Source organism: Peptoniphilus gorbachii (assembly GCF_016908115.1).
GTDB classification, from domain to species: domain Bacteria; phylum Bacillota; class Clostridia; order Tissierellales; family Peptoniphilaceae; genus Peptoniphilus_A; species Peptoniphilus_A gorbachii.
The window spans coordinates 74,840-98,729 of the sequence record NZ_JAFBDH010000002.1 but is presented as its reverse complement, the minus strand read 5'-3'; the positions used below and the strand labels follow the sequence as shown (position 1 = coordinate 98,729).

General features: G+C 27.4%; 19 protein-coding genes and 7 pseudogenes. 24 read left to right on the top strand and 2 right to left on the bottom strand.

The window, feature by feature from the left end:
* The first annotated feature begins 381 nt into the window (after nucleotides 1–381).
* From JOD41_RS02600 to JOD41_RS02555, 10 genes and pseudogenes are all read left to right on the top strand, one after another.
* Nucleotides 382–1,929, top strand: coding sequence for a sensor histidine kinase (locus tag JOD41_RS02600; protein ID WP_205051472.1), 1,548 nt, complete (start codon nucleotides 382–384; stop codon nucleotides 1,927–1,929).
* Nucleotides 1,901–2,506, top strand: a complete 606-nt coding sequence (locus tag JOD41_RS02595) for a response regulator transcription factor (protein ID WP_205051471.1) — start codon at nucleotides 1,901–1,903, stop codon at nucleotides 2,504–2,506. Before JOD41_RS02600 ends, JOD41_RS02595 begins: the two co-directional genes overlap by 29 nt.
* Before the next feature lie 329 nt (nucleotides 2,507–2,835).
* Nucleotides 2,836–3,516, top strand: a complete 681-nt coding sequence (locus JOD41_RS02590) for an ABC transporter ATP-binding protein (RefSeq protein WP_205051470.1) — start codon at nucleotides 2,836–2,838, stop codon at nucleotides 3,514–3,516.
* Nucleotides 3,506–5,857, top strand: a complete 2,352-nt coding sequence (locus JOD41_RS02585; RefSeq protein ID WP_239540931.1) for an ABC transporter permease — start codon at nucleotides 3,506–3,508, stop codon at nucleotides 5,855–5,857. Before JOD41_RS02590 ends, JOD41_RS02585 begins: the two co-directional genes overlap by 11 nt.
* A 117-nt stretch (nucleotides 5,858–5,974) precedes the next feature.
* Nucleotides 5,975–6,259 (top strand): annotated as a pseudogene (locus tag JOD41_RS02580) (helix-turn-helix transcriptional regulator); the annotation flags it as partial.
* A gap of 152 nt (nucleotides 6,260–6,411) precedes the next feature.
* Nucleotides 6,412–7,311, top strand: coding sequence for an ABC transporter ATP-binding protein (locus JOD41_RS02575; protein ID WP_239540928.1), 900 nt, complete (start codon nucleotides 6,412–6,414; stop codon nucleotides 7,309–7,311).
* Nucleotides 7,308–8,150 (top strand): ABC transporter permease, encoded by an 843-nt coding sequence (locus tag JOD41_RS02570; RefSeq protein ID WP_205051467.1) that lies wholly within the window; start codon nucleotides 7,308–7,310, stop codon nucleotides 8,148–8,150. The genes JOD41_RS02575 and JOD41_RS02570 overlap by 4 nt, the downstream gene beginning before the upstream one ends.
* Before the next feature lie 59 nt (nucleotides 8,151–8,209).
* Entirely contained in the window at nucleotides 8,210–8,662 is a 453-nt protein-coding gene (locus JOD41_RS02565; RefSeq protein WP_099951140.1) for a radical SAM protein, read from the top strand.
* Nucleotides 8,610–9,290, top strand: coding sequence for an ABC transporter ATP-binding protein (locus JOD41_RS02560; protein ID WP_004838483.1), 681 nt, complete (start codon nucleotides 8,610–8,612; stop codon nucleotides 9,288–9,290). Before JOD41_RS02565 ends, JOD41_RS02560 begins: the two co-directional genes overlap by 53 nt.
* Nucleotides 9,290–11,620 (top strand): FtsX-like permease family protein, encoded by a 2,331-nt coding sequence (locus JOD41_RS02555; RefSeq protein WP_205051466.1) that lies wholly within the window; start codon nucleotides 9,290–9,292, stop codon nucleotides 11,618–11,620. Before JOD41_RS02560 ends, JOD41_RS02555 begins: the two co-directional genes overlap by 1 nt.
* Before the next feature lie 96 nt (nucleotides 11,621–11,716).
* Here JOD41_RS02555 and JOD41_RS02550 read toward each other — a convergent pair.
* Nucleotides 11,717–12,127 (bottom strand): annotated as a pseudogene (locus tag JOD41_RS02550) (relaxase); the annotation flags it as partial.
* Between the two features lie 313 nt (nucleotides 12,128–12,440).
* Here JOD41_RS02550 and JOD41_RS02545 point away from each other — a divergent pair.
* From JOD41_RS02545 to JOD41_RS02510, 9 genes and pseudogenes are all read left to right on the top strand, one after another.
* A complete protein-coding gene (locus JOD41_RS02545) occupies nucleotides 12,441–12,611 on the top strand; it encodes a hypothetical protein (protein ID WP_205051465.1) in 171 nt (56 codons plus the stop codon).
* A 586-nt stretch (nucleotides 12,612–13,197) separates the two neighbouring features.
* Nucleotides 13,198–13,332: pseudogene (locus JOD41_RS09260) on the top strand (recombinase zinc beta ribbon domain-containing protein); the annotation flags it as partial.
* 117 nt (nucleotides 13,333–13,449) lie between these two features.
* Complete coding sequence (locus JOD41_RS09145; protein ID WP_239540925.1) at nucleotides 13,450–13,749, top strand: hypothetical protein; 300 nt, start codon at nucleotides 13,450–13,452, stop codon at nucleotides 13,747–13,749.
* A gap of 121 nt (nucleotides 13,750–13,870) precedes the next feature.
* On the top strand, nucleotides 13,871–14,551 hold the full coding sequence (locus JOD41_RS02535) for a response regulator transcription factor (RefSeq protein WP_205051464.1): 681 nt from the start codon (nucleotides 13,871–13,873) through the stop codon (nucleotides 14,549–14,551).
* A gap of 8 nt (nucleotides 14,552–14,559) precedes the next feature.
* Nucleotides 14,560–15,600, top strand: a complete 1,041-nt coding sequence (locus tag JOD41_RS02530) for a sensor histidine kinase (RefSeq protein ID WP_205051463.1) — start codon at nucleotides 14,560–14,562, stop codon at nucleotides 15,598–15,600.
* A gap of 69 nt (nucleotides 15,601–15,669) precedes the next feature.
* On the top strand, nucleotides 15,670–16,365 hold the full coding sequence (locus tag JOD41_RS02525; RefSeq protein ID WP_148472166.1) for an ABC transporter ATP-binding protein: 696 nt from the start codon (nucleotides 15,670–15,672) through the stop codon (nucleotides 16,363–16,365).
* The gene (locus JOD41_RS02520) at nucleotides 16,349–18,160 is read left to right on the top strand and encodes an ABC transporter permease (RefSeq protein ID WP_205051462.1); all 1,812 of its coding nucleotides are present in this window, start codon (nucleotides 16,349–16,351) and stop codon (nucleotides 18,158–18,160) included. Before JOD41_RS02525 ends, JOD41_RS02520 begins: the two co-directional genes overlap by 17 nt.
* Nucleotides 18,161–18,416: 256 nt before the next feature.
* Nucleotides 18,417–18,728 (top strand): annotated as a pseudogene (locus JOD41_RS02515) (ABC transporter permease); the annotation flags it as partial.
* Nucleotides 18,729–18,750: 22 nt separating this feature from the next.
* Nucleotides 18,751–19,016: pseudogene (locus JOD41_RS02510) on the top strand (hypothetical protein).
* A gap of 74 nt (nucleotides 19,017–19,090) precedes the next feature.
* On the opposite strand, the pseudogene JOD41_RS02505 reads toward JOD41_RS02510, so the two are convergent.
* Nucleotides 19,091–19,396: pseudogene (locus JOD41_RS02505) on the bottom strand (relaxase/mobilization nuclease domain-containing protein); the annotation flags it as partial.
* 363 nt (nucleotides 19,397–19,759) lie between these two features.
* Between JOD41_RS02505 and JOD41_RS02500 the strand changes: the two are divergent.
* From JOD41_RS02500 to JOD41_RS02475, 5 genes and pseudogenes are all read left to right on the top strand, one after another.
* The gene (locus JOD41_RS02500; RefSeq protein WP_205051461.1) at nucleotides 19,760–19,930 is read left to right on the top strand and encodes a hypothetical protein; all 171 of its coding nucleotides are present in this window, start codon (nucleotides 19,760–19,762) and stop codon (nucleotides 19,928–19,930) included.
* A gap of 1,096 nt (nucleotides 19,931–21,026) precedes the next feature.
* A pseudogene (locus tag JOD41_RS09275) lies at nucleotides 21,027–21,682 on the top strand (DNA-binding protein).
* 314 nt (nucleotides 21,683–21,996) lie between these two features.
* On the top strand, nucleotides 21,997–22,200 hold the full coding sequence (locus JOD41_RS02485; RefSeq protein ID WP_004837780.1) for a PLD nuclease N-terminal domain-containing protein: 204 nt from the start codon (nucleotides 21,997–21,999) through the stop codon (nucleotides 22,198–22,200).
* Nucleotides 22,200–23,114 (top strand): ABC transporter ATP-binding protein, encoded by a 915-nt coding sequence (locus JOD41_RS02480; protein ID WP_205051459.1) that lies wholly within the window; start codon nucleotides 22,200–22,202, stop codon nucleotides 23,112–23,114. The genes JOD41_RS02485 and JOD41_RS02480 overlap by 1 nt, the downstream gene beginning before the upstream one ends.
* A complete protein-coding gene (locus JOD41_RS02475; RefSeq protein WP_205051458.1) occupies nucleotides 23,111–23,878 on the top strand; it encodes an ABC transporter permease in 768 nt (255 codons plus the stop codon). The genes JOD41_RS02480 and JOD41_RS02475 overlap by 4 nt, the downstream gene beginning before the upstream one ends.
* Nucleotides 23,879–23,890: the final 12 nt, after the last annotated feature.

Genomic DNA, 23,890 nt, shown 5'->3' with positions numbered 1-23,890 from the left:
TTTCCATATTAGGGCAAATAAAAAGCTTTAAGATAGATGACAAAACTAAGTCAAATAAGAAAGACCATAGCAAAGGTGCAGAGAGATAAATATCGGCAGTCTTAAGACTGCCTTTATTTTTTTGTCATATTTATATTGTGATGTTATAAAATTACGGTAGGTATGATACACAAAAGTTAGCTGTAATTATATCTTAATACGTCTATAATAGTATTAAAAGCTGAAGTTAAAATAGAAACACAAAAATATTACAATATATTGAAATTTGTAATTGATACCAGAATCTTATGTATAATTTTAATAGAGCTTTTTTCGGAAGTAAGAAAATCAAATTTTATATAGATAAAGATTATCGGATTTAAAATTTAAAAGGAGGGCAGGATGAAAAAACAAAATTTCATTTTAATTACACATATATTATTGCAATTTATTTTGTTCATCCCCTTAGCATCATTCATAAGATATCAGTATTCATTAGATATGGGAATTGTAATAGTATTTTTACTAAGTGTTATAAACTTTTTAGATTATATTATATGCGTGTTAAATACTGAAAAAAATTATATACTAATGCATAGCTTAGTTGTTGAATTATTTATTATTTTCATTTTTTTACAAGATGGAATATTAAGAAATCTTTCGATAGGAAAGTATATCGAACTATTACTCTATAGCTTGATACTATTTGCAAGTTTCAATCTTTTAAACTCGTTGAGTAGGATTAAGCTCATTCCATTAATTACAACAATGGGGATTACCATATCAATAATAATGATGAAATTCAATACTTATTTAGCATCTTCAATATTTGATTATGTTGTGATTATTTTATTATTGACTCCAATCATATTTTATTCAAATGATAAAAACATTCGAAAATATGAAAGTAAGACAATTATAATATTGCAAACTTTATTTATAATAGCTTTTTTCCTATACAAGAAGTATGAAGCTGAGGGTCTTGTTTCTATAAGTGAGTATCAACTGTTTACATGTATCTTCATTGAATCTATATTGCTGTATAGGATTAGTAAGACAAAAATCAAAAGCGGTTTATTATTTTTATCCCGTTCTTTGAAAAAAATATTTCCTGAATTTATAATTTTATCTCTGATGCTCTATTTCATATTATTATCTTTTTCAGGAGTGATACTATTTTCTTTAAGCTTTTTTATGTTTTTGGTAGAATTTAGCCTGTTCGAAAAACATAAAAAATCCAATTATATAACTTTTGAGGAGATGTTGGATAACTATTATGTTGAAAAGCATAGAAATTTAGAAATTGAAAAACTGAATACTTTAAAGATACAGACATTTTTACATGATGACATTCTACAGATTATAATAGCTATAAGAAGGTGGATAGAAGATAATCTTTCAGGCTCTGGAAAAAAATACATTATAGAAAACCTGGATAAGTTAAACGATTTGATTCGCCATGAAATAAATTCATTTAATCCAATGCTAAATGATTATAGCTCTCTATATGACGCATATAGCAGACTTATAGTTGATATAGAAAATATGTATTTAGATAATGAAATGCTTATAGAATTTGAATGTGATAGGAATATAGATCTACCCGGTCCATATGCTGAATTGATTTACAAATGTATCAATGAATTATTAATAAATGCACTAAAACATTCAAAAGGATATAGTACAGACGTTGTTCTTATAATTTTAGAAGATAAGATTCATCTTACAATAAAAAATTATGGGGATTATTTAGAAGATGAAGAAAAAATAGTAGAGGGAAATATAGGATTAAATATATTGAGATTGAACTTGCGAGAATATGGCGGAAAATTTGATTTTAATTTTTCCAATAATCAAAATGAACTAGATGAATCATTTGTAGAATTTAAAATAGAAGTTCCAATAGAGAGGAGTGTAGTAAATGAAAATCTTATTAATAGAAGATCATAAAATGGTCGCAACTTCTTTAAAAATGAGCTTAGAAACAGATGAATCTATATCTGTAGATATAGTTAATAATGTTAGGGAGCTTAGTATCAATGAATCCATCTTTAATTATGACTTGTTACTAATAGATATTAATTTAACAGGAATCGAAGGAACGATAAATGGTTTAGATGTGGCTGAAGAATTGATTAATAAGTATGAAGATTTAAAAATTGTAATATTAACAGCGTATAAATTAGACTTTTATATTAAAAGAGCAAAAAGAATTGGATGTAAAGGATTTATTTCTAAAGAAGAAGAGACATCTAAGCTAATAGAAGATATAAAATCTATCGCCTTGAAAGGCAAAGCGATCTTTCCAGAAGATAATCATATGTTAGAACCATTAACAAAAAGTGAAATTCATATAGTTAAACTATATTCAAACGGACTATCAAGGAAAGAGTTAGCTAAAGAACTAAATACGAATGTAAGAAGTCTGGCAGTATCCTTATCACGAATATATCAAAAGTTAGGCGTTAGAAATTACCAAGAAATGATAGATAAAGTGCGTGAATTAGGATATGTTGATTCATTTTAGAGACAAGCATTAGAATTTTAGAATTCTAGTGCTTTTTTATTCACAAAAGTTAGCTGAAATAGAATTCAAAAAAATATAAAATTAAGGAAAGGTGGAAATTAATAACATTTAGGGTTGGTAAAGCAATGAATTTTTCTAGTAAACTGAAAAAATAAATAAAAATAGTTAGGAATATCTAAAGAATAAGAACTTAAGACTTTAGATTTTAATGAAGTTAAGTTTGTGTCAATGCTGTTGATAGTAAACGATTTATAGTATGTATGATTATTTTGATGATACAATTGTGAATCAACAGATAAATAGATTTTCAAATTTAAGGAGGATGTTTAATGACTTTAATTATAGATAAAGTGAAAAAAATATACAAACAAGGAGAAATAGAAGTCAAAGCAGTAAATGATGTAAGTTTTACTGTTAAGGAAGGAGAATTTTTATCTATTATTGGAGACAGTGGTTCGGGGAAGACAACATTGTTAAATCTTATAGGAGGGATTGATCATCAAACAGAGGGGAAAATTATGTTTGATGATGTGGAATTAAATAATCTAAATGAGGAAGAATTAACAGAGTATCGTAGAAAGAATATAGGGTTTATATTCCAAGAATACAATCTAATTCCCATCTTAAATGTTCGAGAAAATATAATTTTACCTTTAAATTTAGATGGCAAAGAAGCCGATAACGACTATTTGGATGAAATTTTAGATTTGTTAGAGATAAAACAAAAAATATCTGCTTTCCCAAATCAATTGTCAGGAGGACAACAACAAAGAGTAGCTATTGCCAGAGCTCTCATTTCTAAACCAAAAGTAATTTTAGCAGACGAACCAACAGGAAATTTGGATCAAAGAAATAGTCAAAATATAATGGAGCTATTTGTTCAGATGAATAAAAAATTTAATCAGACAATTATAATGATTACACATAATTTAGAATTAACAAAGTATTGCGGTAGAGTTATACGCATATTAGATGGTCAAATTGTGGAGGATAAAAAAAATGAAAAATAATATCCTGAAAACATATGTCAAAAGAGATTTGAAAGTTAATAAAATTAAAAGTTTTACAATATTGCTGACTATAATTTTATCTTTTGTCTTTATTAGCATAATGAGTTTGTATTCTATAAGTGCTAAATTAATGTTTCAGGAAAAACTAGAAAATGGACATCAAGCATCATTAATTAAAGTAAATCCTAAACAAGTTGAAGGGATAAAATCAGAGAAGAGCATAAAAAAAGCAGGAATAGGATATATTTTTCCAGAAGTTAGTATAGGTGATATAAATCTAAGAGTTGCATATATGGATTCAGATTTACGTGACTTAGGGAATGTAAATAATATAGAAGGATCTTATCCTCAAAAAGATGATGAGATAATAGTGTCTGAAAGCTACTTAAAACGTATTAACAAAAAAGTTGATATCAAAGAAAGCATAAATCTAAATTTAGGTAATGGTTCAAAAAAATATATAATAAGTGGAATTTTATATAATGAAGGTGTAGAAGGAACATATCCTGTATTTGTATCTAAATCTTATGTTGATAAATTTGGTCAAGTTGATAATTACTTAGTACAACTAAGTATGAAATCACCGAATTCATACTCTGAAGATATGCTAAAAAATGAGATAAATTCAATAGCATATAAGTATAAAGTAGATGAATCTAACATTCATTTTTTTGATATGTACTTTAGTTATATGAAGTTGGTTAATACAGATCAATATATTATGCTTTTAATATTGGCAGTTTTGTTAGGGGTAGTTTCTTATCTCATTATCCATAATATTTTGTATGTTTTTACATTAGAAGATAGGAAAAACATAGCGATTCTGCGATTGATAGGAGCAAGTAGAAAACAGTCAATGATTATTCTAAATAAAAGGATATTATATATTGGTTTAATAGGAATTTGCTTAGGAATTTTAGGGACTTTTAGCATATTTTTTATCAATAACAGAAATGGACTAATATTTTTATTAGAACATAATCCATTATATATAATAGTCACTTTAATACTTAGCAGTTTGTATATTTTTATAGTTCTTAAATCTTCGGCAATATCTATAAGAAAAGATATAAATAGAATTTCTGCCAAAGAACTTTTTATGAGTGGTCAATCTACAAGCCATCTGGTAAAGAGAAAGAAAAATAGTTTTGTTACACCTAAATTTATAGCATGGCTTAATATAAAAAGAGATCCTAGAAAGACAATAACTATGATTCTATCACTAAGTATTGGAGGAGTATTGCTCGTTTTATCTTATGCTTTTTTAAAATCCTTTGATCCAGAACAATTAGCAAGAAAAAGTTATACAAATTATGAAATAAGTATTATGTCAAATGAAGATTCTATTTTAGGCAGTTCTAATGATGAAATTAATGGCGATATGAAAAAAAGAAATCCATTAGATAATAACTTAATTCGTTCATTAGAAGAGATTGATAATGTAGAAAAAATTGAAGTGATAAAAGGTACAAATGCAACTTTCGTAAGTCCAAATGGAAACTCAGAAGATTTGAGTATTGTAGGATATACTAATCAACAAGAAAGCTTTCTTAATAAAAAACTTATAGAAGGAAATACCTCATACTCGAAGTTGACCAAAGAAAAGGGAGTTATTGTTAATCAGCCAAAAGAAATAAAAAAATATTATGGATGGGATGTACAGATAGGTGACGAAGTAAAATTTCAACAAAATGGCAAAGATTTTACGGCTAAAGTAATGGGTATAACCGATACTTTAAGTAGTGGGATATACTTTTATATTCCAGATAATTCATTGAATTATTTTGGAGATACTAATACTAATTTTAATTATGAATTGAGACTTGAATTAAAAGATAAGACATTAAAGGCTCAAAAAAGTACTGTAAATAAAGTAAAACAATTGATTAATATGCATCCATTAAAAATGGAAACTTATTTAAATGCGGTAGATGAATATAAAGTTTCTTTAAAAACTAGTAAAAAGTTTCTTTTATCAATAACTATATTAATTTTAATTATGGGTGTTGGAAACTTAATAAATACTTACTTTACAAATGTGATTAGTAGGAAGAAAGAGATTTCTTTCTTAAATCTTGTAGGTATGAGTAAATCTCAACGAATTAGTATGCTCATGAACGAAAATTGTTACTATATGAAGAGAATTCTTATAATTACTTTAATAGGTGGAATTATTATTTCGTATGGTCTTCACGTTTATACAAATAATGATCCGATTCTTGGTGGATTGCAATATAGATTCCCAATTGCAGAATTTATATTGTATTCTATTATTATGTATTTCATTGGAAGAATTGTTTTGAGGATTGTTGATACCATATTGATTACGAAGAGGAAATAGTATGGGTAAAAATAAAAAATCAAATTACAGTATTTTCTTGATGGAATATGCTCTATCAAGAAAATACTTAATATATTATTATATAACAATATCAATAATTTTTATCATATCTATTATGAAGAGACATCTAAATTAATAGAAGATATAAAATCTATCGCTTTGAAAGGCTAAGTAATCTTCCCAGAAGAAAATTATATGTTAGAATCGTTGACGAAATATGAATTAAAAATAGTGAGATTGTATTCAAATGGCATGTCTAGGAAAGAATTAGCTAAAGAACTTAACACAAATGTTAGAAGTTTGGCGGTATCTTTATCTAGAATATATCAAAAATTAAATGTTAGAAATTATCAAGAAATGATAGATAAGTTCAGAGAACTAGGCTATGTAGATTCATTTTAATAATCAGCATTAGGACTTTAATTCCTAGTGCTTTTTTTATTCACAAAAGTTAGCTGAAAAATCTTATAAAAGATCTTATAATTATGTTAAAAGTAGGATATATAATATCATTATTTAGAATTCCTCATAAAATTATAGAAAGGAATAATCAAATGAGCGAATATATATTAGAAACTAAAAATTTAGTAAAAAATTTTGGAAATTTTACAGCAATAGATAATGTTAATTTAAAAGTAAAAAAACAATCTATTTATGGTTTAATAGGAGATAATGGAGCCGGAAAATCAACTATTATGAAAATGATATCTGGATTATCTAATAAAAGTAGTGGGAATATAGAGTTATTTGGTAACAATGTTAAAAAAAATTCTAGTTATTTTAGTAAAGTAGGCAACTTAATAGAAACACCAGCATTATATATGCAGCTAACAGCTTATGACAATTTGAAATTAAAATGCTTATCTTATGATATAGAAAATGAAATGTATATAAAAGAAATACTTAAAATAGTTGGGTTGGAAAATTGCTATAATAAACAAGTTAAGAGTTTTTCCTTAGGAATGAAACAAAGACTTGGTATTGCAATGGCTCTTATAGGGTCTCCTGAAATTATTATTTTAGACGAGCCAATTAATGGACTTGATCCTCAAGGAATAGTCGATATTAGAAATATGTTAAAAGAAATTAATAAAAAATACGGCATTACCATAATTATATCAAGCCATATATTGGAAGAGTTATCTAAAATCGCAACAGATTTTGGAGTAATTTCAAAAGGGAAGTTACTAGCTGAGTTTACAATAGAAGATTTGCATAAAAAATGTAGATCAAGAATAGAGATAATAACCAGCAAAACGAATGAAGTATCAAAAATTTTAAATAAACATGGATATGAAAATGAGATTATAAATAGTAAAAAAGTTATATTAAACGATTACTTTGATAAAATAAGTTTAATAAACTCTTTGTTAGTAAATTGTGGTATAGAAATAAGTTCAATTTCTGTAAAAGAAATGAGCTTTGAAGATTATTATATGGAGATATTAAGATGAGTAGAGCAATAAAATTAGAGTTATATAGACTACGAAGAAACAAATATCCATGGATAATTTTAATTCTTAGTAGCCTTATGATAATTGGATCTGTATATATGACAAAAGTTGATTATCATTACTATATTAATGATAAAGCAGCACTAGAAAACTTGAAAATAAATTTCACACAGATAAATTGGGGGATTTATGTTGGAAGTGTGATTCCAGATTGGTTAGATTTAGGCTATATACCTATAACTGAATTATTTATGAGAAATATTCAAAGTAAAATTTTATTGATGTTCCAAACAGTTTTTATTGTTATGTATATAGGAGATGAACTTAAATCTAGTTTTCTAAAAAATATTAATCAAGTTTTTCCAAAAAAAATAGAGCTAACTTTAGGAAAAGTAGCAATAATATGTTTATACACATTAGCTATATTTATTACTAGTTTTATTATTATGTCATTATCATTTTACTTTATGGAAGGATATTTGAAATTCACAGAAATAGGAATATTCATAAAATATATACTCACAGAATACTTATTATATATAACCTATAGTATTATAATAATGTTTTTAGCGTATTTGATAAGAAATTCTGCTGTTACACTTATTATTGGTCTCCTTGAGTCAGCTGGAATATTACAAATAATTGATACAATATTTCATCAAATTTCTGGAAATTTATCATTTTCAATTATGAATTATCTTATATCAGGAAACATAGTATTACTATCAATTGATAGCGGTGATTCTATTTATTTAAGAGTGACATTATTATCGATTATTTATTTGATTATTATGATAATATTGAATACCATGATTCTTAGCAAAAGAGATATTTATTAATTTAGAAATGGAGAGTTTTATGGCACATGATACATTAATTAGGATTTGCTCTATTTAATATATGTAGTGCAAAATGGAAATATTGTTGTTTTTCATGTTCTCCTGAATCTCAACAAAGACTTGATATCAATAGAGTGATACAATACATTAAAGAATCAGAAGAAATAAATGAAATAAAAACAATAGCTTTTACGGGAGGAGAAGTTTTTTTAGAATATCCGACATTATTAAAATTAGTTGAAATTTCAACAGAAGTTGGTAAGAATACTAGTATTGCGACAAATGGATTTTGGGCTGTAAACGAAGAAGCAACATACGATAAACTTTATCAGCTTAAGAAAGGCGGATTAAAACATTTAAGTATAAGTCATGATAGATATCACAGTGAGTTTATTAGTACTAATAATATAAAAAACATACTTAAAGTTTCTTTAAATTTAGATATACAAGGAGATAAATATGGAAATATTAAATATAAAAGCAATAAAAAAATATTATGGAACAGTAAATAATCAAGTAAAGGCTTTGGATGGGGTTGATTTAGAAGTTGGGAAAGGCGATTTTTTAATAATCCAAGGAGCATCTGGTAGTGGTAAATCTACGCTCCTAAATATAATAGGAGGGCTGGATAGAGCGACAAGCGGAAGTATAAAAATTAATGGTATAAATTTAGCGGATTTAGACGATAATGGATTGACTGAATTTAGAAGTAAAAATATTGGGTTTATTTTTCAAAGGTTTAATTTGATAAATATATTGAATATAAAAGAAAATATACTTTTTCCACTTAATATTAGTGGACTTGTAGAAGATGAGAAATACCTAAATAAAATAGTTGATACTTTAGGTATCGAAGATATATTACAAAAAATGCCAAATGAACTTTCGGGCGGACAGCAACAAAGAGTTGCTATTGCAAGAGCTTTAATAACAAATCCAAGTATATTATTGGCAGATGAACCTACTGGGAATCTAGACAGCAAAAATAGTAAAAATGTTATTGATTTACTTGTTTCAACTAATAGAAATTTTAACCAAACAATTATTTTAATTACCCATGATCAAAATATAGTTGAGTATTTATTGGAGAATAAATATGCAAGTATAGTGCGTCTTGAAGATGGGAGGTTATCAAAATAATGAATTATATTAGTAGATTGGCAACTAAGTATATAAGAGGAGAAAATAAAAATTTCCTTATAGGTTTAACAATAATCTTTTCCGCATTTATTTTGTCGTTGACACTTTCTTTTTCTGCATCAAATCAAATTGGCATACATAAGACTACAAAATACATGCCTCAAATAACAGTATTAAATAAATCTGATAAAATTAATGATATAAAATCAGATAGAAGCATAGATAAAATTGTTACGTTAAATATTATTGATCAAGTAAAATTTCAAGGATCTCCAACTAATGTAATTTATTTAGACAATAATAATTATTTCGATTCAATAAAAGGTGAATTGCCAATAGATTCACATGAAATTATGATAGAAAAATCTATTTCAGACAAATATGGTTTGAAAATCGGAGATGAAATAAAAGTCGATGATAATTCTGGAGAAAAAACATTTACTATATCATCTATAGCATATAGGGATATGGAAGTGAGTCAGGCTAATTTATACGTATCGGAAAATTATTTTAAGAATTCAAAAGTAAAAGTAAGTTCCTCTATGATATTTTTGAAAGATAAGTCAGAGAAGTTTGCTTATAGTAAAGCTAATGAAATAAGAGATAAGTTTGAAATTCCTAAAGAAAACATTAATATTTATAATGAGTTTTTTACTTATTCCAATAATCAAAAAATTAGTGATGCTAGTATAGAACTTATGCATATTTTGCTATTGCTTTCAATTACAACTTCATTAGTTTTATATTCAATATATTATATATCTATAAATAGAAGCATCAATGAACTTGGTAAATTAAGAGCGCTAGGTTTAAAGCGTAAAGATTTAAAAAAATTAATAATAAGACAGGCTCAGTTTATTGCAATTCCTTCAGGAATAGTGGGCGGATTATTGGGAATTTTGGTAAATATATTGATTAGACCAGGAACTTTTGATTTCAAGATACATGGTTCGATTTTTATTGCAACAGTCATCTTTGTATTCGCAATTGCTTGTATTTCTACATTAAGACCTGCAAATTACGCATCTAAAATTTCTCCAGTTGAAGCAATGAGTTATACTTCTTATACGGATGTTATAGCTCCAAGGCATAGCTCTAAAAAAGTTACTCCTTTATATCTAGGTATGTTAAATGCTAAAAGGAATAAAAAGCGTTCTATATTTACGTTAATATCTTTAGCGTTATGTAGTGTAATATTTATTGCTATGATAGGTGTTTTTTCTTCTATTTCGACTGAAGATATAGCTAAAAATACTAAATTCAAATTAGGTGAATATAATATCACATTTAAATTTATGGAGTATAAACCAGATGATATAAATGCAAGCAATTATAAAAAAGCTTTTACACAAGCCGAAAACAATCCAATTGATGAAAAATTAATATCAAAAATTAAGGAAATAGATGAGATTGATCGTATTAATATTGAAAAAGCTACTACGGTAAATTTTGATATAGAAAAGAATGATATACGCAATCAGGTTACAACTATTGTGGGATATAAAGAAACTGATATTGATAAATTAAAGGCTAAATTAGTATTGGGAGATATAAAAGATAAGAATGATTTGATAGTTAATAATGCTAACAATGTTTTTGAAGATGTGTATAAACTAAGTCCAAAGTTAGGGGACACTATTAGGTTAAAATTTAGAGGGAAAGATGGACATATTGATGAAAAAGATTTTACTATATCCGCTATTGTAAACGATACAAGTTCAGAATATATATTTGGTATTCCAGAAAAAAAATTAGAAGAATTATGCGACTATAACATTAACAATTCTATTTCATTAAAATTAAAGGACTCTATAAATAAGAAAAAAATGAATATTATAGAGGATAAAGTTCGAAACATCTTGTCAGAAAATAAATTACTTGAATTCAATAAAGTTGATGATTATGTAAAAGAGCTTAACAAGCAATACAAAACAATTTTGTTAGCATCACTGATATTTACGTGTGTTTTTTTGATATTTGCTTTGTTTAATGTCATTAATTTATCCATAACCACATTTATTGAAAGAAAAAATCAAATAGGAACTATGATGGCACTAGGAATGAAAAAATCACATTTTATACTATCAAGAATATTTGAAACACAAATAATAATAGTAATATCTAATATTATTTCAATTATACTAGGGGGGATAATAGGGAAAACATTGATAGATATAATCGGAGATATGGTATTGAAGTTCGAATATAATTTTAACTTAATATATGTGTTGGCTTATCTAATATTAATTCATGTATTAGCGGCAATTATTGAGATTGTAATAGCTAAAACTGTAGACAATGAATCATTGATAAAATATATTGAGGAGTAATTATGGACAAAGAAAAATATTCAGAAGAATATAATGAACTAAATATTTTATTCGAGTGGGAAAAGTAATAAATGTAAAAGAGGTAGTTAAGCAGTCCTACCTCTCTACTTCCTTTCCATAATAATTTTCATAGTTTTTCCTATATTGAACAAGGTCAGAAAATTGTTCTTTATTCAAAGAATACTCTTGCATAAGGGTGTTCTTTTTTTCTTGCAATTTATCGAGTTTGGTTAATATTTCTTTTGTATTTGGTAGTTTTTTATAGTTTTCTAAGATTTCTTTTGCGGCTATTTTATAGACAGAAAGTTCGCTATAATATTCTTCAGCAAATTGTTTATCTTCAGGATTTTTCTTGTGGTATTTGTAGATTTCACGATACTTATTTATAGTATTTATATTTTCCATATCTTGGGATAAACTTTTCATTTCAGTTTCAATTTTCTTTATTTTATCCAATAAGTCTTGTCTATCATCAGCAGATTTTTTAATTAGATCATCAAAAGAAGAACAAAAATATCAGGCTAACTAAGATAAAGACATGCTTAACATTCTTTGATTCATTTAGGGGTATCATTATCTGAGTTTTACATAAGATTGAAGTAAAGAGCAATTTCTAAAGTAAAAGAAAAGTTAAAATAGTATTATAGTAATAATTTTTCTTGAACAAGGAATTCAAAGAATAAGTGATGGAGTATTTTCAATGACTAAAAATTATATAGCAAAGATAATAAATAATATTCACAAAAGTTAGCTGAAGTTGAAGTCAAAAGAATATAGAATAAGAATAGAAATGATGAGTTAAAAATCTTGGAGGAATAAAATGGACAAAAAGAACTTATGGCTTATATTAGCAATAATCTCATTTATTACACTTATATTATCAATATACATGTCATATAAAACAGGAAAAACTGAGTATGCATGGATAATCGGTTCTATGCTTTTGGGCATAGGGTGTGGAGGTGAGTATAGTAAGTTGAAAAACAAATAAAAGATTATAACTTACCTGATAACAGGAATAATGTTAAACAACCATGGACTTAGCAAAAGATGACGATGGGAATAAAATTTATACCAACTGTTCAGCTTATGGAGATAAGAAAAAAGATTTAGAGAGTTTAAAACAAAGAGATTATGTTAAAATTTTTTGATTTTATTTAAGATTGTAGTATTTACTCATGCAATTAAATAAGAGCTTAATAAATTAGGGTTACAAGGAGACACGAATATAAATTATAAGAATCCTCGTAGGTATAAAAATGGAGATTGAATATCTTGCTAACTTATTATAATTGAAAAATAAAATAGAAAGTGAAGAAGATTTAATGTTGAAAAAAATAATAGATACTATTTCATCATGTGTGTTGATTTTGAACATAGTTCCTATGAACTCTTTTTCCTATGGAAACTCCGTGCGAAGCAAATCCAGTTAAAAATTATGAAAATTTACGAGTTGTTGAATCAGAAGAATTAAAAAATGAAGTAACAAAAAACTCGAGATGTTAATTGAAGAATATTAACAAGAAACAGCACAAGATTTACAAGATGCTCTAAAATACCTTTCTAAATGCGGGGATATTTACAGGAGAATTGCTTGGAACAACAGAGGGAAAAAGTACACCGTTTGGAGATGCTGTACAAGAGTAACCCATGGACCAGAAGCATGTGAAGCAAGAACCATAAGAGAAGAAAACCTACAAGAGGCAGCCGTAGAAGCCATTAATCAACTTATATCTGAAAGCAGTGAATTAAAAGAAATAATAAAAGAGAATATTGAAAAAGTCATCACAGGTTATGGAAGTAGTGGAATAGAAGAAATAGACCAAGCAATGTTGAAAGTGCAAGAAGAACTTTTAAAAGTAGCTAATGCCAAGAAAGACTACACAGACCTTGCAGACAGAGTAGAAGAGTTAAGAAATGAAAAAGAAAAGATACTCATTGAAATGGCGGAAGAGAAGAATGAACAAAGCAGACTAATGGAATTAGAAGAGTTTTTAGACAATCAAGAATTAGAAATAGAAAGCTATGATGAAGAATTGGTAAGGAAACTAGTGGATAAGATAGTGGTTTATGATGAAATGCTTAAAGTAATATTCAAGTCTGAAATTGAAATTGATATCGACAAATAGCAGATCCGTAATGGGTCTGTTTTTACTTATACTGAAAATGGTGATATTATAAAATAGAGTGTATTTTTGTACTTATAATGTATAATCTAACATAGATTTAATGATTTTTAGGAGATTTTATATGAACAAGATATTACTATTAGAAGATGACAAGAGCCTTATTTATGGGTTGTCATTTTCTTTTGAAAAGCAAGGGTTTGATGCTGATATAGCTAGAACTATAAGCGAAGCTTTAGATTTATGGTCAAAAAACAAATATGAATTATTAATTTTAGATGTATCTCTTCCTGATGGATCAGGGTTTGAATTTTGCAGAAAAGTCAGAGAAAACTCTGATGTACCTATTATTTTTCTAACAGCCTCTGACGAAGAAACAAGTGTAATTATGGGTCTAGATATTGGTGGAGATGACTATATAACTAAGCCATTTAGATTAAGTATTTTAATCTCAAGAATAAATGCACTTCTTAGGAGAACAGAAAAATATAATAACCAAAATATCGAATCAAATGGTATAAAAATTCATTTATCAGAAAGTGTTGCTTATAAAAATGGTCACGCTTTAGATCTAACGAGTGGTGAATATAAACTGCTTTGTTTATTCATGAAAAATCCTGATATTGTCCTATCTAAAGATCAAATTTTAGAGAAATTATGGGATATTAATGATAATTATATAGACAATAATTCCGTAACTGTATATATTCGCAGACTTAGAGTGAAAATTGAAGACAATCCGAGTCAACCTAAAATGATACAAACCATTAGAGGTCTGGGATATAAGTGGAACGTTTCTTGTTGAGGTAAACAATGATGTCAGTATTTTCAGATGAAAACAATAAAAGATATTTCAAACATATCTTTACAATTAATATCTTATTCGCCTTATTAATTCAAATATTTACTTGGAAAGAGTTCAAAACTATTTCTACTCCTTCAATTTTTATAAGTCTTATTTTTATTTTTTTGACACCTGGTATATTTTATCTTTATTTAAAACGCCAAGAAGAAATTATAGAAAATGTAGAAGCACAAATCAATATGTATCTTGAAGGCAATCATAATGTTCAGATTGATTCTGACAAAGAAGGGACAATTTACAGATTATTTAATTCCATAAATCAGATGGCTTCAATATTAAATGCCCGAGCTAAGAATGAAACGAAAGAGAAGAAATTTCTAAGAGATATTATATCTGATATATCTCATCAACTAAAGACACCATTAGCAGCTTTAAACATATATAATGAACTTATTTTTAATGAGGTTGATAAAGATTATCCAATTAAAGATTTATGTGAAGCGTCAGACCATGAGCTTAATCGAATGAATACATTAATACAAAACCTTTTGAAGTTAGCTAAGTTTGATGCAGGTGTGATTGTTCTTGAAAAATTGAATGAAAATGTGTATGCAATGATTAAAGATGTAGAACTCCACTTTACATACCGTGCAAAAAGTGAAAAAAAACATCTACAAGTTTCTGGAGATGAAAAAATAAATTTTATTTGTGATAGAGATTGGCTATTGGAAGCAATAAATAATATTGTCAAAAACGCTTTTGACCATACTAAAAGCGGTGATGTAATTAAAATTGAATGGGAGCAATTCTCGTCGATTTTACAGATAAAAATTACTGATAATGGCTTTGGTATACATGAGGATGATCTTTATCATATTTTCAAGCGTTTCTATAGAAGTAGACATTTAACAGATTCGCAAGGGATAGGCTTAGGACTACCCTTAGCAAAGTCTATCATCGAAGGACATGGAGGCACAATTGAAGTTTCTAGTGAATTAGGTTATGGGACTACTTTTATATTAACTTTTAGAAATCCTACAAAATTGTAGGATTTTAGTAATTTAATTGTAGGAATGGAGTGTTATTCTTTAATAAATAGAATAAGATCGAGGTGTTTTATGAGTTTATTAGAAGTTAAATCTGTTTCTAAAATATATGGAAAAGGCAACAATGCAGTGCATGCTTTAAAAGATATTAAATTTTCTGTAGATAAAGGAGAATATATAGCTATAGTAGGAGAGTCAGGTTCTGGGAAAAGTACCCTACTGAATATAATAGGTGCGCTAGATACTCCTACTGAAGGTAAGGTTATTATTAATAATAAAGATTTGTTTTCAATGAAAGATAGCGAGCTTACAGTATTTCGCCGCAGAAATATAGGTTTTGTTTTTCAGGGATTCAATTTAATTCCAGAGTTAACTGTGGAACAAAACATAATCTTTCCAGTTTTATTGGATTACAAGAAACCAGATAGAAAGTATCTTGAAGAACTATTAAATATATTAGGACTACAAGAGAGAAAGAATCACTTGCCAAGTGAACTTTCTGGTGGTCAGCAACAGAGGGTTGCTATAGGTAGAGCACTTATAACAAGACCTTCTCTAATTCTAGCGGATGAACCAACGGGAAACCTAGATTCTAAAAATAGTTCAGAGGTTATTAGTTTACTAAAAGAATCTTCACAGAAATATGAACAAACTATAATTATGATTACACATAGCCGTTCGATAGCTCAAGCAGCAGATAGAGTTTTAAGAGTTTCAGATGGAATACTAGTTGATCAGGGAAGTGCTACAAATGAAAAGTTATCTTAGTTTAATTCCAATATCAGCTAAAGTTCGTAAAAAACAGAATCATTTAACTATAATGTGCATAGCTATTTCAGTATTTTTGGTAACAGCAATTTTTAGCATGGCTGAAATTGGCTTACGAATGGAAATTGATAGATTGAAGTTAAAGCATACTGGTTTTAACTTCAATGATATATTAAAAAGTAACTTGGGGCAAACTTTAATTCCTATAGCTATGTTATTATTTATTCTGATACTTGTAGCTGGTGCTTTAATGATTTCTGGGAGTATTAATAATAGTGTTGCTCAAAGAACGAAGTTTTTTGGGATGATGCGCTCTCTTGGGATGAGCAAAGGTCAGATTAAAAAGTTTGTAAGGTTAGAGTCACTAAATTGGTGCAAAACAGCTATTCCTATTGGTACGTTAATAGGTGTTGTTTCAACTTGGATTCTTTGTGGTGGACTAAGATATATAGTTGGAGAAGAATTTTCTAATATACCTATTTTTACAATAAGTGTAACTGGTATTCTAGCGGGTGTTCTGGTAGGACTTGCAAGTGTTTTAATTGCCGCACAAAAACCTGCGAAAGAAGCTTCTAAAATTTCACCAATTGCAGCTCTTTCTGGAAATACAAAATCTAATATAGGAAATAAACAATTAGTAAATAATAAGTTCTTTAACATCGAAAAATCACTAGGAATAAATCATGCTATAGAAAATAAAAAGAATTTATTTTTAATGTCAGCTTCCTTTGCATTAAGTATTATTTTGTTTTTAACATTTATAGTTTTCGGACAATTTGTAAATTATATCATGCCACAATCTTCTGCCAGAGCAGATATAGAGATTACAAGTAAGGATATTTTAAATAATATTGATCCAAATTTGTTGAATAAATTAAAAGAAGTAGATGGAGTAAAAAATGTATATGGTAGAAGAAGCGTTTTTGATGTAAATGCAATTTTAGAATCTGAATCTAACATTAGAGAAAAAATAGATATTATCTCATATGATGATTTTGATTTAAAAAGTCTAAAAAAAGATAAAGCCCTAAAGAGAAAAAGTGATTTATCGAAGGTATTTGGCAATAGCCATTATGTTTTAGCTACTTGGGATAGAGATAGCAATAATAAAATTGGAGATAAAATAAAAATTAAAGGAGAAGATTTTGAAATAGCTGGACTATTGAAATACGATCCATTTACTAGCGATGGTGAAACTGGAGGTAAAACTACAATAATAACTTCAAGTGAAACTTTTAAGCAGATAACACATGAAGATGGATATAACTTAGTCATGTTACAGACTAATGAGAAGTTTTCGAAAGAAAGTATAAATGAAATTCAGAAACTTATAGGAAATAAAAACATGATAAGTGATCGTAGAGATAAAAAAACAACAGGAACCTACATGGCATTTATGCTTTTTGTATATGGTTTCATTGCAATTATTGGCCTAGTAAGTTTATTAAATAGCATCAATAGTATATCCATTAGCGTATCTTCGAAAATAAAACAATATGGAATGATGCGTGCAGTGGGTATGGATAAGTTCCAAATTAAGAGAATGATTAATGTAGAATCAGCGACCTATGGTTTATTTGGTTGTTTTGTGGGGATTATTGTTGGTGTTTTGCTGAATAAAATTATATTTACAAAATTGATAGAGGATCATTTTTCTTATGCAATTTGGCAGTTTCCAATTTTGGCGGTAATAATTTCGATAGGATTTATATTGATTTCCGTAATTATTTCAACTTATAAACCTATTAAAAGAATTAATAAGATGTCCATAACTGACAATATAAATGAATTATAAGATATCTTGCTAAAAAACATAAAATGTTGTGGTTGGGTTGATATTTGGAGGAAAGAAAAAAACAAGTTATTTATAGTGTTATATTACCAACACTCTTATTACCTCCTATGTAATGTTTACAGTTCCAGTATCATAACTTGTTCAATTAGAGAATTTAAACAGCTTTTTTGTGGGCTGTTTTTTCTTATTTCAAAAATGATATAATAAATTATGAGATGCGTATTTATTGCTTATTCCAACATTTAAGTCTCATGAGCAGAAAAAAGAAATCGGAAGTCTTTACTCTTGTGGGATGGATGTAGATGAGTTAAAGAACATTTATCAAAAGGAATTTATTGAAGAACAGGTAAAATCCTTTATAATTTCTATTATGGTGAGTTTAGGAGTTATGTTTATAATATTGATAATCGCTTTTGATTTAAGAATGAGTACTTTAATAAAATATTATGACTACAAAAGCTTCCTAGGATTTTCATTAGTCGTCTATGGTATTAATCTAATCATCTATCATTTTTCTTTAAAGAGAATTTTAGACAGGCCGACCATAGATTTAATTCGAACAATATAATTTCAAAGAAAGAGAAGGATTAATGAAAGATAAATTAAGCAAGAAGATATTTCTACTTGGACTCCTAATATTTGTGATTTCCTACCTACTGCCAATAGAAATCTTTGAAAGCTATACAAGCCTAAGACCAACTGGACTCACATCAATATTTGTCTGCCCATTATTGGACTAATAGGTTTAATATTTGGCGTAAAGGAAAAGGATAAATTGTTTATGGCTTTAAATGTCCTTTTGATATTATTACTTCCTATAGCAATGTTTGATAGTCATCTAGTAGGATTTCTTTAAGTAAGATAATAAGTTTAAAGTAAAATTTTGTAAATAATCTTAAAAAAGCTATAGGATTATCCGCTTATACCTTTTTATCTCTCCACTTCTTTTCCATAATAATTTTCATAGTTTTTCCAATACTGAACAAGGTCAGAAAATTGCTCTTTATTCAAAGAATACTCTTGCATAAGGGTGTTCTTTTTTTCTTGCAATTTATCGAGATTTGATAGTATTTCTTTTGTATTTGGAAGCTTTTTATAGTTTTCTATAATTTCTTTAGCAGCTATTTTGTAGACGGAAAGTTCACTATAATATTCTGCTGCAAATTGCTTATCTTCAGGATTTTTCTTGTGGTATTTATAAATCTCATGATATTTATTTATAATATTTACATTTTTTTATATCTTGTGACAGATTTTTTTATTTCGGTTTATACATCAAAAGAAGAACAAAAATATCAGGCTAACTAAGATAAAGACATGCTTAACATTCTTTGATTCATTTAGGGGTATCATTATCTGAGTTTTACATAAGATTGAAGTAAAGAGCAATTTCTAAAGTAAAAGAAAAGTTAAAATAGTATTATAGTAATAATTTTTCTTGAACAAGGAATTCAAAGAATAAGTGATGGAGTATTTTCAATGACTAAAAATTATATAGCAAAGATAATAAATAATATTCACAAAAGTTAGCTGAAGTTGAAGTCAAAAGAATATAGAATAAGAATAGAAATGATGAGTTAAAAATCTTGGAGGAATAAAATGGACAAAAAGAACTTATGGCTTATATTAGCAATAATCTCATTTATTACACTTATATTATCAATATACATGTCATATAAAACAGGAAAAACAGAGTATGCATGGATAATCGGTTCTATGTTTTTGGGCATAGGGTGTGGAGGTGAGTATAGCAAGTTGAAAAACAAATAAAAGATTATAACTTACCTGATAACAGGAATAATGTTAAACAACCATGGACTTAGAAAAAGATGACGATGGGAATAAAATTTATACCAATTTTTCAGCTTATGGAAATAAGAAAAAAGATTTAGAGAGTTTAAAACAAAGAGATTTTGTTAAAATTTTTTGATTTTATTTAAGTTTGCAGTATTTACTCATGCAATTAAATAAGAGCTTAATAAATTAGGGTTACAAGGAGACACGAATATAAATTATAAGAATCCTCGTAGGTATAAAAATGGAGATTGAATATCTTACTAACTTATTATAATTGAAAAATAAAATAGAAAGTGAAGAATATTTAATGTTGAAAAAAATAATAGATACTTTTTCATCATGTGTGTTGATTTTGAACATAGTTTCTATGAACTCTTTTTTCCTATGTAAACTCAGTGCGAAGCAAATCCAGTTAAAAAATATGAAAATTTACGAGTTGTTGAATCAGAAGAATAGAAAAATAAAGTAACAAAAAACTCGAGGTGTTGTTTAGTAAAGAGAATATTAAATCTCAAAATAGAGGTTTAAATTTACCATGTTTTGTAGCAGTATCTGGTGCTGGAGTAACTGTCTCTGGATTAATAGACAAAGTTTTCGGAATGCCTTGTACTCTAATTCCTCATGCTTGCATAGTATGTTTAGGTGGATTATTGTAATCGGTGGTGGTAGTATAGTTGTTGATGTTTGGAGGTGTTAGGAATAGTATGTTTAAACAGGTTCTAGATATAATATTATTATACTTACTGATATATTTGTTTGGATCATACATTATTTTTCTTGTAAAATCTGTGATTTACGGAAAAGAAAAAGTTTATGGATGTGCAAAGCCTACACTAATGGAAAAGATAAAAAAAATATTTTTTTAATAAATCTTTTAACTTGTAAATTGTTATAGAATTATTGTAAGTATATAATGATAAAAAAGCAGTAAACTGATAAAAATGTCTACTGCTTTTTCTTTGTCAAAACGAGAAAATGATAATAATAATATTAATGTGAAAAGTAAAAAACAAACAAGAAAGATAGGGAGATCAATTAGCTCTTCTAATTTTAATTTAAGTAGGAAATTATGGAACAAAAAGAAATGAGAAGAAATATAGAAATAATTTCAAAAGAAAAATACAAGCACCTTATAAAATCCTTAATAGGAATTGAAAAAGGAATAGACAATTAAAAAACTCTTGATGAGATTTATGACAGATATATGGACAATTATACTATTTCATTATTAAGCGAAGATTTTGACTATATGATTGATTACATGAAAGAACAAGGTAAGATTGTTGAAAATGTCAGTGATATTGAAGAAAAAGACGATCTTATAAATCTCGTGGGTAATATAGTAGGTCAAGTAGAAAATCATGAAAGAGAAAATGCTAATGGAGAAAAGTTTAAAGTAAGTAATTATTCTTTTGTTTCAAAAAAATGACGATGGAAATAAAATTTATACCAATTGTTCAGCCTATGGAGATAATACAACAGATTTAGAGAAGTTAAAACAAAGAGATTTTGTAAAAATATTTGGTCAAGTAAAAACAAGCATTTACAACAACGGAAAGGAACATAAAAATGTCCGTATTTTGTCTTCTAAGCTCTTAAAAGCAAAAGAACAAGAAAGCGTCAAGATAAAGATAAAAAGTCCATATTATGGAAAATAAAAGCTTTAAGACAGATGACAAAGCTAAGTCAAATAAGAAAGAACATAGCAAAGGAACAGAGAGATAAATATCGGCAGTCTTAGGACTGCCTTTATTTTTTATATGTATATAGGTTGTATAATGACGTAATATGTGGAAACTATAATATTGACGAATAAATAAGATAATAGATTATAAAAGTATTGGAATCAATGTTTTATGGGGGTTACAAGAACTCTTATAAGTATTTTTTTATTTAAGAAATATATTAAATGAATTTCAACAATAAATACTTAAGAAAAGTTTACTTGTAGTTGATAAAAATAGGATAAGTTAATTAATAGTTTCTTGAAGGTTGATTAAGTAAAATGATATGATATATACAAATAAAGGGGGTTAAAAATGCCAGATATTATTAGAGAATACTTGCCAATACTTATACCTATTATTATTTTAGAAATTGCACTTATGATTTATTCTTTAAGTCATGTTTTAAAACACGATAGATATAAATTTGGAAGCAGAACTATGTGGATTTTAATAGTTGTTTTTATTCAAATTATTGGACCTATCTTATACTTAACAATAGGTAGGGAGGACGAATAATGGAAGCGCTAAAAATTGACAATCTTCATAAATCTTTTGGTAAAAATACGATTATTAATGGGTTATCCATGTCCATTCCTGAAAACACAATCTTTGGGTTTTTAGGCAAAAATGGTGCTGGAAAAACAACGACAATGAAAATGATTTTAGGATTTTTGAAAATTGATGAAGGCTCCATTGAAGTCTTTGGAGAAGAAGTAAGCTTTGGTCAGTCAAAAACCAATCGATTTATCGGGTATCTTCCAGATGTCCCTGAATTTTATGGTTATATGACTGCTAAAGAATATCTCAATTTATGTGGGTCTATAACTAGTCTTAACAAAAATGAAATGAAAAATAAGAGCGAAGAACTTTTAGAATTGGTGGGATTAAGAAATGTCAATAAAAGGATTAGTGGCTATTCTAGAGGTATGAAGCAGCGCTTGGGTATTGCCCAAGCGTTGTTAAATAGTCCCAAATTATTAATATGTGATGAACCAACTTCCGCCCTTGATCCACTTGGAAGAAAAGAGATATTAGACATTATATTAAAAATAAAAGACTCTACAACCGTTATTTTTTCCACACATATTTTATCGGACGTTGAAGCAATCTGTGATCATGTTGTGGTGCTTGATAAAGGAAAAAATGTACTGGAAGGTTCAATAGATGAACTAAAAAATATAAAGAGGAAAAACACAATTAAAATCAGATTTAAGTCGAATGAAGAACTAAAGGTATTTAAGTCACTAGATAAATTTTCAAATCTGGTAATGAATGAAAAAGGAGATACTCTGTACTTAACAGATGAAGACAATCAACTAAAAGATATTGATATTTTATATGAGCTATATAAGTTAAACATATTTCCTCTAGAAATAAAAATAGAAGAACCGACTTTAGAAAATATTTTTATGGAGGTGACGAAAGCATGAGGATATTTTTATCTCTATTAAAGAAAGAAGCTATTGAAGGTGCAAGGACTAAAAAAATGATTTCTACCTTTATCCTTTTCTTGTTCATCGGGTTAATAAGTCCTTTGACAGCAAAATTAACTCCCATGCTACTTCAATCCATAGCTACAGGAAATATAGATATTAACGTAGCACCACCATCAGAAATTGACTCTTGGACACAATTCTTTAAAAACATTAGTCAAATAGGTATGTTTGGATTAGCCATTATATTAAGTACTCAAATGGCAAATGAATTCCAAAAGGGAACCTTGATTAATTTGTTATCTAAGGGACTGCCAAGGTATCAAGTTGTGCTATCGAAGATTTTTTACAATTTCATTTTGTGGTTTTTGGCTTACTATTCCTCATTTATACTCACTTATTTTTACACAAAGTACTTTTTCGGGATTTCATTTCCTATTAGAAATATACTTATGGCAGCCTTACTTCCTTTTATATTTGGATTATTTTTAATATCCTTAGAGATATTAGCTGGTGTAATTTCAGGAAATGTTATAGGCACATTAATATTAACGACCGTTGGGATTGTGATTCAACTTATATTGTCCATTAGAGATGAAATTGTTAAATACATGCCTATCGCATTAATAGGAAAGCCTGTGAACCTTATTAAAGGAATTGGATATGATGACTACTATGTACCGATTATAACAGGCAGTATTTTGCTTATATTGTGCATTGTAATTTCGATTGCTGTAATAAACAAAAAACAAATCAGTTAGGAGGTAAAATAG